Here is a 15,422-nt window from a genome sequence, read left to right on the forward strand (position 1 = left end):
TAGAGAGAACAAAATGTTAAATAACAAAACAGTATTAATCACGGGTGGCACGGGTTCATTCGGTAAGAAATTTATAGAGACAATTTTAGCGCGTTACCCTGACGTGAAAAAGATTATTGTTTTTTCTCGTGACGAATTGAAGCAATCAGAGCTTCGTATGAGCTATCCGCCACAACAGTTTCCCCAGTTACGCTTTTTTATTGGTGATGTACGTGATAAAGAGCGTGTAAAGCAAGCGTGTGAAGGTGTTGACGTGATTATTCATGCTGCTGCAATTAAGCAAGTAGATACAGCAGAATATAACCCAACAGAATGTATTCGTACTAATGTAGATGGCGCAGAGAATGTGATTCATGCGGCACTAGAATGCGGCGTTAAAGACGTTGTTGCATTGTCAACAGACAAAGCATGTGCCCCAATTAACTTATACGGAGCAACAAAACTTGCATCAGATAAGTTATTTGCAGCGGCGAACAATATTAAAGGCTCAAAAGACATTAAATTTAGCGTTGTTCGTTATGGTAATGTTATGGGGTCACGTGGCTCGGTTATTCCATTTTTCTTGAATAAGCGTCAAGACGGTATTCTACCTATTACGCACGAAGAAATGACACGTTTTAATATTTCCCTTCAAGATGGCGTAGATTTGGTTATGTTTGCGATTGGCCATCATTTAGGTGGTGAAATCTTTATTCCTAAAATTCCTTCATACAAAATTTTAGATGTTGCTACAGCCGTGGCTCCAGAGTGTAAGACTGAAGTTGTTGGTATTCGCCCTGGTGAAAAGTTACATGAAGAAATGCTCACTGAAACCGACTCAATTAATACCATTGATTTAGGTGACAAGTACGCGATTCTACCGTCAGTTTCTTACATGTACACTGAAGCGCAATTTCTTGAGCACCATAAAGCGAAGAAAGTTCCTTTTGGTTTCAAATACAACTCAGGTACAAACACCGAGTGGGAAACCGTTGAAAGTTTACGCCACTTAGTCAAAGAGCACGTTGATCCTACGTTTGAAGTATAAGAGAACGCATAAATGATACCGTACGGAAAGCAATCTATCACAGCAGAAGATATCAACGCTGTTGTTGAGGTATTGAAGTCAGACTTTTTAACTCAAGGGCCACAAGTGCCTGCATTTGAAAAGTCGTTAATGGATGCCACCGGTGCACATTACGCATTAGCAGTTAATAGTGCCACCTCAGCATTGCATATTGCCTGTTTAGCCTTGGAGCTAGGGCAGGGTGATGTTCTTTGGACAACACCCGTCACATTTGTTGCATCAGCTAATTGTGGCCTTTATTGTGGTGCGACGGTTGATTTTGTCGATATTGATCCACAAACGTACAACCTATGTCCTACTGCATTAGAGGCGAAGTTACAACGCGCTAAAGTTTCGGGAACGTTACCAAAGGTGTTAGTGGCTGTTCACCTGTGCGGTCAACCTTGTGATATGAAAGCTATCCATGCGCTATCACGCGAGTATGGTTTTAAAGTAATAGAAGATGCGTCGCATGCGATTGGTGGTCGTTACCAGTCACAACCGATTGGTGCGTGTGAATACAGTGATATAACCGTCTTTAGTTTTCACCCTGTTAAAATTGTCACGACGGCAGAAGGGGGCGCAGCACTCACAAATGATAAAGCGCTGGCCGATAAAATGGCACTGTATAGAAGTCATGGTATCACTCGAGATGAAGCCTTGATGGAAAATCCATCACACGGTGGCTGGTACTATGAGCAAGTTGACCTAGGTTTTAACTACCGTATGACAGAGTTACAGGCGGCACTAGGAGTGTCGCAAATGTCACGCTTAGAGTCGTTTGTCGCTGCTCGCCATCAGTTAGCTAATCGTTACAATGAAAAGCTTGCACATTTACCGATTACTTTGCCGTATCAGTTGCCTGAGACGTATTCTGGTTTGCATTTATATGTAATCCGTTTGAATTTAAGCGCCATCACCAAATCACACAAGCAGGTATTTGATGAGCTAAGAGCAGCGGGTATCGGAGTCAATTTGCACTATATTCCGGTGCACTTGCAGCCGTATTATCAGCGAATGGGTTTTAACGTAGGTGACTACCCAGAAGCTGAGCGTTATTACGCAGAAGCGATTTCTATCCCGATGTTTCACGGGATGACCCATGAACAGCAAGATGACGTTGTGAAGCAATTAACAGCTGTTTTGAGTGAATAGTCGTGAATATAGCAATCATTCCAGCGAGGGGTGGCAGTAAGCGCATTCCGCGAAAAAACATCAAACTGTTTCATGGTAAGCCAATGATAGCCTATTCGATAGAAGCGGCTATCAAAAGCGGGTGTTTTGACAAGGTGATAGTGTCAACAGATGATGCTGAAATTGCCGATGTTGCACAGCAGTTTGGCGCACAGGTGCCGTTTATGCGACCAGCAGATATTGCGGATGATTACGCAACGACTTTGGATGTTATGAAACATGCGCTTGAATGGCTTGAGGCACAGGGTGATGCTGTTGATAATGTCTGTTGTCTTTATGCAACCGCGCCGTTTGTTTTGCCAAGTAACCTAAAACAAGGGTATGAAGCATTGCAATCGGGTGAGTTGGATTATGCATTTAGTGCAACGAGTTATGCATTTCCTATTCAGCGAGCGCTAAAACTGAATGCCGAAGGCACGGTTGAAATGTTTCAACCGGAGCACTTTAATACCCGTTCGCAAGATTTAATTGAAGCATACCATGATGCGGGCCAATTTTATTGGGGCACAGCGGACGCATTTAAAGCTAAACGGCCTATATTTGGGGTTAAGTCAAAAGCTGTACTTTTGCCACGAAAGCAAGTGCAAGATATTGATACGCCAGAGGATTGGGATTTAGCTGAAGCGTTATTTCAGGTTATCAAATGCTAAAAATTGCTTTTCGGGTTGACGCATCCATTCACATTGGTAGTGGTCATGTTATGCGCTGTTTGGTTTTGGCGGATGCGCTGTCAATCAATGGCCACCAAGTTGTTTTTTTGACTCGTCCACAAGCTGGTGACTTAATATCATTTATTAAGCAGCGCGGTCACAATGTTTGCCCACTTTCAGCGCTAGCGTGCCCAGTTGAACCTGTTAGTACAGATGACTATCAAGGCTGGCTTCAAGTCCCAGAGCTTGATGATGCAGCAGAGTGTGCTGATTTAATTAAATCGACAGACTTAGTCATTGTTGACCATTATGGTATTGGTGCTTTATGGCACAAGCGAGTAAAAGAAACGCATGATTGTAAAGTGGTTGTAATTGATGACTTAGTGAGAGCGCATAACGCTGAATTAATTATCGATCAAACATTACAACGACACGCAGCGGAGTATAACCGAAAAAATGCCAATGCATTGGTACTTGCAGGAACGCAATACGCACTAATTGCGCCTGTTTTTGCGACATATCACCAACAGTGCCAAGTAGAAAAACAGCCGCCTTTGCGACAGCCGCCTCGCATCCTTCTTTCGATGGGAGGCATTGATGCACCAAACGCGACACTTCGAGCTCTGCAGGCTTTACAGCAGCTTGACACAAAGCCACTTGTCACCGTTTTATTAAGCCCCCGTGCGCCAAATTATGAAAGTGTAAAGGCATTTTCGTTACAACACTCACATTGGGTAACGCATATTGATTTTGTAAGTGATATGGCAGCATTAATGGCCGAGCATTCACTTGCAATAGGTGCACCGGGAAGCACCTCGTGGGAGCGAGCATGTGTTGGGCTACCAAGCATTATTATTGCCCTGGCTGAAAATCAGCAAACAATTAGCCGTAATTTGGCATTGGTAGGTGCTGCAAAACAAGTAGACCTATCTCGAATACAGACAGATTTAGTGCCGACGTATCATGAATTACTCAGTCAGTATGAAGAGATACGGAGAATTAATTTACAGCTGTGTGATGGACAGGGAGTACAGCGAGTGGTGAAAGCCATTAACCGACTGAGTGAGTTTAGGTTAAAGTTACGGCCCGCTATCACCTCAGATATTGAACAAGTTTACGAGTGGCAGTGTAAGCCAGAAACACGAAAATATGCATTAAATAAAGCGGTGCCGAGTTTTTCAGAGCATCAAGCATGGATGACAAAGAAGCTCGCAGCAAACAACGACTATTTTTATATTATTGAACTTGTTGACGAAAATAACAAAGAAACGGCACCTGTGGGTGTGGTTCGCCTTGATAATAGCGCGCAAGGTCAATACACGATTTCAATTTTTATTGACGCTGATTATTTTGGCAAGGGCATAGGAAAATATGCCTTACAGCAAATAGATAACTTACACCCTGATGTGATAATAAATGCCACGGTATTAAAAGAAAACGCGGCATCACAAGCGCTTTTTAGTAGCGCAGGGTATCAGAGAGTCAATTCAGAGCAATTTACTCGACCAGTTGTGGAGTGAGGAATAATGACAAAATTTATTACGATAGATAACAGAAAGATAGGCCCAGATTACGCACCGTATATTATTGCGGAAATGTCAGCAAACCATAATGGCAACATAGAAAACGCTTATAAAATAATGGAAATGGCAAAAGAATGTGGCGCAGATGCAATTAAGCTGCAAACTTACCGTCCCGATACAATCACGATGAAAAGTGATAACCCTGAGTTTTTAATTAAAGGCGGGTTATGGGATGGCAAAATGCTTTATGACCTATATGAAGAGGCGCACATGCCATGGGAGTGGCATAAACCTTTATTTGAGAAAGCGAAAGAGCTTGGCATTACAATTTTTAGTTCGCCATTTGATTTTACGGCAGTGGATATGTTGGAAGAGCTTGGTGCGCCAGCTTATAAGATAGCTTCGTTCGAAGCCATTGATTTACCCTTAATCGAGTATGTGGCGAAAACGGGTAAGCCGATGATAATTTCGACGGGTATGGCAAACGAAGAAGAAATACGCGAAGCAGTCGAAACAGCGAGAAACGCAGGGTGTAAAGAGTTGGTTGTTTTACACTGTGTGAGCGGTTACCCAGCGCCAGCAGAAGACTACAATTTAGCAACGGTTGCAGATATGGCAACGCGTTTTGATGTGCTAACGGGGCTATCTGACCACACAATAGATAATACAACAGCTATTACGTCGGTCGCGTTGGGGGCATGTTTAATCGAAAAGCACGTTACGCTAGACAGAAATGGTGGCGGACCGGATGATAGTTTTTCGTTAGAGAAGCCAGAGTTAGAGCAGTTATGCAGAGATAGTAAAATAGCATGGCAGGCGCTAGGAAAAGTAAATTATGAGCGAAAAGAGAGCGAGAAAGGGAATGCAATCTTTAGGCGTTCATTGTATGTAGTAAAGGATGTTGCAGAAGGTGACGTGTTTACACATGAGAATGTAAAGAGTATTAGGCCAGGCTATGGCTTAGCACCAAAGTATTTACATGATGTAATAGGCAAGCAAGCAAAGTCTTCTATTAAGTCTGGTACAGCTCTTACAAATAGACTGGTTGATCTTTAAATTTGAAAGCTTTGAACCAATTTATAAAATTAATTAGCAATAAAGAGGTAGTGATAAATATAGCATTACGCTTGAGTGTGCTTGTAAGTAAGTTTTTCTTTATTTTTCTTGCTGCGAAATACCTATCCCTATCAGATATGGGGGAGTATGGTATTTTTATTGCTTCTGTAACTTATTCAATATATTTGATCGGTTTTGACTTTTATACTTTTTCGAATCGAGCTTTTATACAAAGTGAAAGTGAGCAAGCTTTAATCGCGTCTAAGCAGTTAAGTTTTAATTTATTATCGTTATCACTTGTAACAATTCCTTTCTTACTGCTTTTCTTTTTAGATGTGTTCTCAGTAGATATTTTGCTTATATTTTGCATGGTTGTAATTAGCGAATATCTGGGGCAGGAAATAGGTAGATTACTTATTGCATCAGGAAGAGTCATTGCAGCAAGTTGGACGTTGTTTATTCGAAGTGCTCTTTGGTCATATATTGTTGTGTTCTTAATGGTATTTAACCCAGATTATATTTCTCTAAAAGTCATTCTAGGCTTTTGGCTGCTCTCTAGTTGGTTAGCACTTTTTATAGGTGTATATTATTTAAGAGATATATTTTCCCTTGCACCATTTAAGTTCAATATCGATTCAAAGTGGATTTTTCGAGGGATAAATATATCTATAATTCTATTTTTTGGCACTTTGCTAGCTAGGGCTGTCTTTACTGGTGATAGACTGATACTGGAGCTTTTAGGCCATAAAGAGTTAGTTGGAATATATGCTGTGTATGTTGGGTTATGCAATGTTTTTATGACATTTGCTGATTCTGCTGTATTTCAATTTAGTTACCCAAAGCAAATAAAGAATTTTAAAAATAAAAATATGCACGCAATCTTAAATCAAATGAAGAAAGATGCAGTTGCAATAGTGTTTGTTTATATATTGATCATCTCCGGTTACTATGTTTTGTTAGAGTTTTTGTTTAGCTATATAGGTAAGCAAGAGTACCTGAATTACATAAACTACTTTTGGGGATTGCTTATTGCGTATTTTTTCATTGTTATTTCATATATACCCCATTATGTAATTTATGCTGCAAATGAAGACAGAAAGATACTAAAAACCCATTTTTTTCAATTTTTAGTTTTTTTCGTTAGTGTTTTTGGGCTTTACGTAGCAACAGATATTAATGTGTTCATGAATATTGTATTGGCTATGCTTTTATCATCAGTGATTACATTCCTGAGTAAAGCTTTCTATTGTTACCAAGTGTTGAAATAAAGAGTTGGTTTTGAAAAGTATTTTAATATTAATTAATACAGCAGCATTTTCTAAGTACTATCTAAAGTTGGCAATTGAGCTTAAACAGCGAGGCAACAATGTTGTCATAGCAACAGACTCTAAGTTTACTCAAGAATTATTTCAACTAGATAAAAGTGGTATCCCTGTTGAGGTGTTCGAAAATGATCTATCAATAGACAGTGATCTGGTAAGTAATTTAGATACTTGGTGCTTGCATCCAGATTTTGACCGAGGCAACTATTATGGTTTTTCTGGCGAGTTTTCAGGACATAAGTCAAGTCAAGTCGTCGAAAGATTATATTGCTTTTTTAAACGAGTCATTCTTGAGCATAAAATATCAACATGTTTTTATGAAAACGTGTCTAATGGGTTTGCTTATATTGCTTGGAAAGCTATCGAATCTGAAAATGGTAAATATTTAGGCCTAACGTCTTCAAGATTACCATCTATGTGCTGCTTTTCGTCTGATGATAATGAATTAGCAGATAAGATTGAGCAGGCTTTATTATCGAATACTTTTAGAGCAGATGATTTAGATTTTGCTAAAAATTATTTATCTCAGATTAACGAAGTTGAGCCAGATTACATGAAGAATAATGGGTTAAGCAAAGTAAGTGCTTTACCTGCATTAAAAAAAGTGGGTATACACAGTCTTAAAACTCATATCAAATATTCATTGGGGTCTAATAGTGCAGGGTTTCAGTTAGGTAAGCCTATTGTATCTTCAATCCGATATAGATTACGAAATGTTTATAGAAAGCTTAACTCATATAGAATAAAAAAATATTTTACTAAATTTGAGCCATTAGATACCCAAACTTACTTTTTATATCCTCTACATTATCATCCCGAGTCGTCGACCTCTTTGTTAGGACGATTTTATGATGAGCTAAATATCATTAAAAATATTGCTTTTAGCTTAAAAAAAGGGGAGTTACTAATAGTAAAAGATCATAAAAGTGCTCATGCGTTTGAGGATAAGCAGTTTTATAAAAAGCTCTCTAATTTACCAAATGTTCTTTTGGTTCGTCCTGAACTGAATGCAAAAAAGATTATTGATGAATGTTCTGGAATCTTCACTTTAACTAGTACGGTAGGCTATGAGGCGGTTCTTAAAAATAAACCAGTTTCGATGTTTGGGGATGCATTTTATAAGAAGCATTTCTTAGCAAGAAAACTGAATGGGTTCGGTGAGATTAGAGATGCAATAGAGTGGATGAAAAGCCGACCCCAAAATAGCTTGCCGGCAGATTATAATATTAATTTTGTCGCTAGCTATCATAAAGTTTGCTTCGAATTTAAGCTTAATTTAGCGGATAAAGAAACAGCTGAAGGAATCGAAGAGTTAGCAACATTAGTAGAAGAAAATATATGAAAATTATGTTCGTTAATCATGCCATGCATTGCGGTGGTACTGATAATGTAGTTAATAAGCTTATAAATATTTTTTTAAACGATAAAAATATTCAGTGTGAGCTAGTTACATTTAGAAGTCCAGATGAAGATTTCTTTAAAATTCCAAGCGAAGTAAAGAGGTATTCATTAGGTTTTGATAGTGATGACAGTGAAAATTCAGGTTTAAGCTATTTCTCTTCATCAAATGCTAAGATGTTATTTTCATTAAGAAAAATAATTAAAGACTCAAACCCAGACTTCATTGTTACTAATTGGACATCTACAAATTGTTTCACATTACTTGCGTCCTTATTTCTAGCAAAAAAAGTAATATGTTACGAACATATTCACTTTGACTCGCCGAGTATCGTGTGGCGCGTGTTAAGAAGACTGTTATATCCATACGCTCACAAAGTGCTATGTTTAACAGAGTCTGATCAAAAGAAATATCAAAAGTTTTGTACATCGATAAAGACAATAAACCCAATCACTCTTGTTAAGCCGAAAAATATTCCTGCTTATGAGGATAGGCAGAAGCAATTCTTGGCTGTCGGTAGATTAGACCCACAAAAAGGTTTCGATAATTTATTAAAAGCATATTCTTTGATACATCACAAATGCCCAGAGTGGAAGCTTAAAATTATTGGTGAAGGTAAGGAAAGAGCGAATCTCGAAGCTCAAATTTCTGAGCTTAATTTATCTAGTCAAGTCGAGTTACTTGGTGCTCAAAATGATGTATCTAAATATTACTTACAGAGCAAAGCATTTATTCTTTCTTCAAGATATGAAGGGTTTGGACTAGTGATTTTAGAGGCTCAAGTTTGCGGTGCTGCAGTTATTTCGTTTGACTGTAAAACAGGCCCGTCAGATATTATTACAAATAATTATGATGGTATCCTAGTTCAAGATCAAAGCATTGAAGAGCTAGCTAGGGCAATGCTTGATATAGCTGAAAATGATAAACTGGCAAAAGAACTCATAGGTAATGGTTTAGAGACATCAAAAAGCTATGATGATTTACACATTCTTGAACTATGGCAAAGCAAAATAATCAATGAATAAATACTATGAAAGCATGTTGCTATATTTTATTTTCATTTTCATGTACGTCAGTAACTTTTTTAGTTACATGCTTTTATTTCAAGATAACAAAAACCTTCTTATAGCAATTCGGTTTATCTGCTTTGCTTTATCTTTCCTTATTTTATTGAAGTCAAATGTATTGATAAAGAAAAAGTTTATATCAAAAATTTTACTTTTTTTATTTATTTGTCTCTTATATTTACTAATAACAAAAAATTTATTTTATTTTGACGTTATGAGTGTCGTTATATTTGCTTTATTTTTAAGCTTTTTCGACTGGAAGTCTAAGAAACTGAATCTGTTTTTTCTTTCATGCATACTATTAACTTTGTTTGTATTAGTTTCATTACTTGCACTAAATGGGTTAATTGAATCTAAAAGTTTCATGATGGCTAGTAGTTATGGTTTTTCGATAAAACACTCACTTGGTTTCTTAAATCCTAATATTATATCAATGCTCATACTTTCAATTACCGTTTTAATCTATGTGTATGATCAAAAAGCATTATTTTTTATTTCAACTTTAATTTTCTTAGCGTTTTCAGTTTGGTTAGGTTCAAGAACATATATGCTTGCCTCTGTTCTTTCTATAGTTTTGATTCCCTTTGTCGGTATGCTGCACCGATTTAAATTTTTAATTTTCTTGTACCTTCTCATACCTTTAATTCTGTATGGTTTGCTTTACTCTCAATCATTTAAGTTAGTTACAGATCTTTTAAATTATGCTTTAAGTGGTAGGCTGACTCTGATAACAGAGTACATTAATGCAACAAGTTTCATAGGCTTACTTTTTGGAGGAGTCACTTTTGAGAAGGTCGATATGGCGTTTTTTAATCTCATTTTCTCATTTGGAATTTTGGGGTATATGCTTTTTATGATGCTGGTATTAAATACATTTAAAAAAGCTACAGAAAAAGAATTGTACATGTTATTTGTAATTTTATTTGTAATGATGTTTGAAAATGTAATTAGTTTTAACTGTATATTAATGGCTGTTTTTTTATCTGATATTTTCAATAAGTATGGTGTTAAGGTAAGTAAAAGTAATGTATAAAGCATAAAGGTATTGCTGGTCGTGCAATATTGTTACGAGTCAGTATTGCCCTCAATATAGGTTCTAAGTATAATATCATCCTTTTCGTCCCTCTAATTCAGAGGGTTGTAATCAGAGTTAAGCTAAAAGATTGTAACGTGTATAAACTATTATCAAATTCATTTGTATGTCACACACTGGGATTGTTGTTTACGGCATGCTTGGTGTTAGCTTTTTCTGCATTCCCTTACTCTACGGAATCTGTAAAAAACTCTTTAATGCTTGTTGAGGGAAGTTACCTAGCGACAGCCTTCACTTTGCCTTTAGTGGCGAAGTATCTTTTAGTTGATCGAAAATACTACATAATCCCGTTAATTTTTTCAGTGTTTAGCATAGCACTTTCGTTAGTATTGATTTTGCGTTTTGATTACTCTTTATTTCTAATTTTTGTCGGTGCTGCATCAAGCTTTGCTTGGTTATTTACAACAACGATTTTAAGAACAAATCATAAAAAGTTAATGTTGCATGTGATTGATAATTTTGATTATTCTGACTTGGAATCTCATAGTAACATTGAAACGATCTTACTATCTGAGCCTTATGATCAAACTGCGATTAAGCATGGTTTAGTTGTTGATTTACACCAGAACTTAACGCCTTATCAAGAAAAGTTTATTGCAGATTGTAGCTTGAACGAAATCTCAGTTTTTCATGCCGAAAGTATAAAAGAAATGATCAAGGGGAAAGTACAAGTTCATCATCTTTCTGAAAACTCAATAGGAACTCTGCAACCAAACCCTATTTATCAGCTTTTTAAGCGTGTATGGGAATCAGCTATTATTATTTTAACGTTGCCTTTTTCACTTTTTGTAATGATAGTAACGGCGATATTGATCAGATTAGAAAGTCCCGGTCCAATTATATTTACACAAGAGCGAGTTGGCCAAGCTGGTAGAGTTTTTAAAATTTATAAGTTCCGAAGCATGACCGTTGAAAAGTTGTGTGATAAAGATAAGTTTGCAACGGATGAGCAAGCTCGAATTACTAAAGTTGGAAAATTTATTCGAAAAGTTCGAATTGACGAGTTACCTCAGTTTTTTAATGTACTAAAGGGAGATATGGCGCTTATTGGTCCAAGACCCGAGCAAGAGTCTTTCGTGAGGTTATTTGAGCAAGATATCCCATTTTATGGTTATCGTCATATGGTTAAACCAGGCATTACTGGGTGGGCACAAACAGTCCATGGTTATGCAGATGATACTGACTCTACAAAAGAAAAACTTGCTTACGATCTTTATTATATTAAACATTTGTCTTTTTGGCTTGACGTAAATATTGTGTTCAAGACTTTAAAAACTATGCTGACAGGCTTCGGGGCAAAATAATAATGTCGTTGGTTTCCATTATTATGCCTGCGTTTAATGCTGAAAAAACGATAGAAAACAGCATTCGCTCAATCCAAAACCAATCCTATACAAATTGGGAGCTGCTTGTTACAGATGATAGCTCAACAGACTCAACTGCTAAAATTGTACAAGAGCTTGCCTCCAATGATAAACGTATAAAGTATACCTTGAATAAGGGAGCATCAGGGGCTTGGTCAGCTAGAAATAACAGTATAAAAGTGGCTCAAGGTGAGTACATTGCTTTTTTAGATAGTGATGACACATGGTTACCTAATAAGTTAAAAGCTCAAATTGAAGCGATGAACATACATAATGTAAACGCTTCACACTGTGCATACTATCGCGTAAACGAGTCTGGCGATGTTCTTAATATAAAAAAAATAAAGTCACGTGTAACTCTTAAGGATATGCTAAAACAAAACTGTATAGGTAACTTAACGGGCATATACAACGCTAAATTGCTTGGTAAATTTTACCAACAGCACATAGGGCATGAAGACTATGCTATGTGGTTAAATATAATAGAAAAAACAGACTCTATAGGTATTGAGGAGCCCGTTGCAAATTACTTAGTTGCTACGAATAGCTTATCAAGTAACAAGTTTAAGGCCGCAACGTGGCACTTTAAGATACTTAAGAATAGTAATAAGGTTGGCCCTTTGAGTGTTTGGTATTATTTCCTATGTTATGTTGTGAACGCAGTTAAGTCTCGCGTGTAAAATACATTTTTCTTAATCCGCAATGTTTAATCTACCTTCTTTCTTTTTACCTTTTCTAAACTGGTTTCATTCAGCAATTTCAAGACCATAGACTTACCGATTAAAATTAATAACGTTTACTGGTTGTTTTAAAAAAGTAGCTTGATAATTAAATCGTCACAAAAATAAATTAGCGTAGTAAGTAAATATAGCAGCGTGTTGTTTTTACTTACGAGCAATTATGAACATAACAATTGTGGGTACGGGTTACGTTGGTTTGTCTAATGCTATGTTGTTGGCTCAGCACAATAATGTAGTGGCTTTGGATATTGTTGAAGAAAAAGTGGCATTACTGAATGCGAGTAAATCACCCATATCAGACACCGAAATAGAAAATTTCCTTGCGAATAAAAAATTAAACTTTACGGCAACAACAGATAAGTTTTTGGCTTACGAAGCAGCTGATTTTGTAGTGATAGCAACACCGACAGACTACGACCCTGAAACTAATTATTTTAATACCCAGTCAGTTGAAGCAGTTATAGCAGATGTGCAAGCTATAAAACCACATGCTGTTATTGTGATAAAGTCGACAGTACCAGTTGGCTTTACCGAAAGCATAAAACAAAAGCTAAAAACCGATAACATTATTTTCTCGCCAGAATTTTTACGTGAAGGAAAAGCGCTTTACGATAATTTGCACCCATCGCGTATTATTGTAGGTGAGCGCTCAGAGCGTGCCGAGGTATTTGCCAACTTGTTAGCTCAAGGGGCCATTAAAGAAAATATTGATATTTTATTTACCGATTCAACCGAAGCCGAAGCGATTAAGCTATTTTCGAATACCTACCTTGCTATGCGTGTGGCTTTTTTTAATGAGCTTGACAGTTATGCTGAAAGTCATGGGTTAAATTCCAAACAAATAATTGAAGGTGTGTGTTTAGATTCACGCATTGGTAGTCATTATAACAACCCCTCTTTTGGCTATGGTGGGTATTGTTTACCTAAAGACACCAAACAATTATTAGCTAATTACCACAACGTACCTAATAACATGATTCGTGCGATTGTTGATGCAAACTCAACACGTAAAGACTTCATAGCAGAGTCAATTATTGCTAAAAACCCTAAAGTTGTGGGTATTTATCGTCTTATTATGAAAACCGGTTCAGACAACTTCAGGGCATCTGCTATCCAGGGAGTAATGAAGCGTATTAAGGCTAAAGGGATTCAAGTCATTGTATTTGAGCCTGAGCTACAAGAAAGTACTTTTTTTAACTCTAAAGTGACACAAGATCTCAATGAACTAAAAATAAGTGCAGATGTAATTATTGCAAATCGTATGGTTAAAGAGTTGCAAGATGTTGCAGAAAAAATATATACACGAGATCTGTTCGGAAATGATTAGGTTAATGACAGAAAAAGCATGAAATATTATAATAGACACGTCAGAACTCTATGCGTATAATCGCCGACTCATAAAAAGCAATCCTTTTGGATTGGATTTAAGGAAAATGAGCATTTTAGGTGTGACTATGGAAAGTTGGTACTTACTTTTTTGCAAAGCAAAACAAGAGCTAAGAGCTCAAACAAACCTACAAAACCAAGGTTTTGAGGTATTCTTTCCCGAACATAAAATAGAGCGAATTATAAAGGGACGCCGTTCTATTAAAACATCTCCTCTTTTTCCGAACTATTTATTTATTAAGTTAAACACACAAAATTGTAATTTTTCTGCGGTAAAAAATACGCGGGGCGTAAGCGGTTTTGTAGCTTATGGCAGCAAGTTTCAAATTGTTCCTGAACAGTTAATTTCTCAACTCCGTTCTTTTGAAACAGCGTGCGAAGTAAAATCAGACTTACCTAAAACGGGTGATGTGGTTTATTTAAATACCGAGTCGTTTAAAAATGTTCAAGCCATATACCAAGAACCCGATGGCGACATGCGCAGTATTTTGTTAGTTAATTTATTGAACAAACAAGTCACCGTAAGTGTAGATAACAAAGAGATTAGTTTATAAGTTCTACGAGTAATCTTGTAGGAACGGCCGCAGGTATGATGCTTGCGTGGCGTGGAAAAATTTATAAGTCGTGACGTAGGAACGGCTTTAGCCGAGAATAGGGTAAAAATGTTCGGCGTTAAAACGCCTCCTACTGTGTAGACATTATACTTCAACGCGTAAAAAGACAAAAATTAGCAAAAAAATCAGTACGTAGGAACTGCAACCTAGGGGCGGAAGCGTGTCCGAAGGACTAGACAAGCAAAAAGTTTTGCTTTCAAGCGTGAGCGAGAGGAGCTCTGCGACGAACTGGAACGGAAGCTGTCCGAAGGACTTGTAACAGCTTCGAGCCACGAAGTACGATATGCGAGCTTATTTATTTCGCGCGAAAACACCAAATGTAATTCGGCGTTAAACACCGCCTACGGTGTATGAATATCGCATGTAGGAACTGCTTTAGCTGTGAAAGGGATTATAAGTAACGAGTTACGAGAAGCGAGATACGAGCTAAATTGAGCTGGTTGTTTAATACCGCTGAATGGGTTCGCCTTTTCGGCGTTAAAACGCCTCCCACGTGTGTGATGCGTATCACTTGTAGGAACTGCTTTAGCTGTGAAGGGATTATAAGTAACGAGTTACGAGAAGCGAGATACGAGCTAAATTGAGCAGGTTGTTTAATGTCGCTGAAAAGGTTTGCTCTTTCGGTGTTAAAGCACCTCCCACGTGTGTAGTGCGTGTCTTTTGTAGGCGTGAAATTTATTTCGCGCGAAAACGCCAAATGTGGTTCAGCGTTAATCCCCCCTACGGTGTATGAATATCACTTGTAGGAACTGCTTTAGCTGTGAAGGGATTATAAGTAACGAGTTACGAAAAGCGAGATACGAGCTAAATTGAGCTGGTTGTTTAATACCGCTGAATGGGTTCGCCTTTTCGGCGTTAAAACGCCTCCCATGTGTGTGAAGCGTATCACTTGTAGGAACTGCTTTAGCTGTGAAAGGGTTATAGCAACGAGTTACGAGAAGCGAGATACGAGCTAAATTGAGCTGGTTG

13 protein-coding genes are annotated in these 15,422 nt (G+C 37.4%); all 13 read left to right on the forward strand.

Going from position 1 to position 15,422, the window contains the following annotated elements; genetic code table 11:
- The first annotated feature begins 13 nt into the window (after positions 1-13).
- The 13 genes from pseB (at position 14) to rfaH (ending at position 14,393) form a co-directional block, all read left to right on the forward strand.
- Complete coding sequence (gene pseB / locus BWD47_RS10205) at positions 14-1,027, forward strand: UDP-N-acetylglucosamine 4,6-dehydratase (inverting) (RefSeq protein WP_075593907.1); 1,014 nt, start codon at positions 14-16, stop codon at positions 1,025-1,027.
- Positions 1,028-1,039: 12 nt separating this feature from the next.
- Positions 1,040-2,200: a UDP-4-amino-4,6-dideoxy-N-acetyl-beta-L-altrosamine transaminase gene (gene pseC / locus BWD47_RS10210; protein WP_075593908.1), complete on the forward strand. Its 1,161-nt coding sequence runs from the start codon at positions 1,040-1,042 to the stop codon at positions 2,198-2,200.
- 2 nt (positions 2,201-2,202) lie between these two features.
- Positions 2,203-2,889, forward strand: a complete 687-nt coding sequence (gene pseF, locus BWD47_RS10215) for a pseudaminic acid cytidylyltransferase (RefSeq protein WP_075593909.1) — start codon at positions 2,203-2,205, stop codon at positions 2,887-2,889.
- The gene (gene pseG, locus BWD47_RS10220; RefSeq protein ID WP_075593910.1) at positions 2,883-4,409 is read left to right on the forward strand and encodes a UDP-2,4-diacetamido-2,4,6-trideoxy-beta-L-altropyranose hydrolase; all 1,527 of its coding nucleotides are present in this window, start codon (positions 2,883-2,885) and stop codon (positions 4,407-4,409) included. The genes pseF and pseG overlap by 7 nt, the downstream gene beginning before the upstream one ends.
- Before the next feature lie 6 nt (positions 4,410-4,415).
- A complete protein-coding gene (gene pseI / locus BWD47_RS10225) occupies positions 4,416-5,468 on the forward strand; it encodes a pseudaminic acid synthase (protein WP_075593911.1) in 1,053 nt (350 codons plus the stop codon).
- A 50-nt stretch (positions 5,469-5,518) separates the two neighbouring features.
- On the forward strand, positions 5,519-6,736 hold the full coding sequence (locus BWD47_RS10230) for a lipopolysaccharide biosynthesis protein (RefSeq protein WP_143474486.1): 1,218 nt from the start codon (positions 5,519-5,521) through the stop codon (positions 6,734-6,736).
- A gap of 10 nt (positions 6,737-6,746) precedes the next feature.
- Positions 6,747-8,132: a hypothetical protein gene (locus BWD47_RS10235; protein ID WP_075593913.1), complete on the forward strand. Its 1,386-nt coding sequence runs from the start codon at positions 6,747-6,749 to the stop codon at positions 8,130-8,132.
- Positions 8,129-9,214 carry a glycosyltransferase family 4 protein gene (locus BWD47_RS10240; RefSeq protein ID WP_075593914.1) on the forward strand — a complete coding sequence of 362 codons (1,086 nt, stop codon included), beginning with the start codon at positions 8,129-8,131 and terminating at the stop codon, positions 9,212-9,214. Before BWD47_RS10235 ends, BWD47_RS10240 begins: the two co-directional genes overlap by 4 nt.
- 406 nt (positions 9,215-9,620) lie before the next feature.
- On the forward strand, positions 9,621-10,289 hold the full coding sequence (locus BWD47_RS20025) for a hypothetical protein (protein ID WP_143474487.1): 669 nt from the start codon (positions 9,621-9,623) through the stop codon (positions 10,287-10,289).
- Between the two features lie 137 nt (positions 10,290-10,426).
- Positions 10,427-11,653 (forward strand): exopolysaccharide biosynthesis polyprenyl glycosylphosphotransferase, encoded by a 1,227-nt coding sequence (locus BWD47_RS10250; RefSeq protein ID WP_075593916.1) that lies wholly within the window; start codon positions 10,427-10,429, stop codon positions 11,651-11,653.
- Between the two features lie 2 nt (positions 11,654-11,655).
- Positions 11,656-12,393 (forward strand): glycosyltransferase family 2 protein, encoded by a 738-nt coding sequence (locus BWD47_RS10255; protein ID WP_075593917.1) that lies wholly within the window; start codon positions 11,656-11,658, stop codon positions 12,391-12,393.
- 220 nt (positions 12,394-12,613) lie between these two features.
- Positions 12,614-13,780 (forward strand): nucleotide sugar dehydrogenase, encoded by a 1,167-nt coding sequence (locus tag BWD47_RS10260; protein ID WP_075593918.1) that lies wholly within the window; start codon positions 12,614-12,616, stop codon positions 13,778-13,780.
- Between the two features lie 127 nt (positions 13,781-13,907).
- Positions 13,908-14,393, forward strand: coding sequence for a transcription/translation regulatory transformer protein RfaH (gene rfaH / locus BWD47_RS10265; RefSeq protein WP_075593919.1), 486 nt, complete (start codon positions 13,908-13,910; stop codon positions 14,391-14,393).
- Positions 14,394-15,422: the final 1,029 nt, after the last annotated feature.

Source organism: Pseudoalteromonas sp. PAB 2.2 (genome assembly GCF_001938575.1).
Lineage (GTDB): Bacteria > Pseudomonadota > Gammaproteobacteria > Enterobacterales > Alteromonadaceae > Pseudoalteromonas > Pseudoalteromonas lipolytica.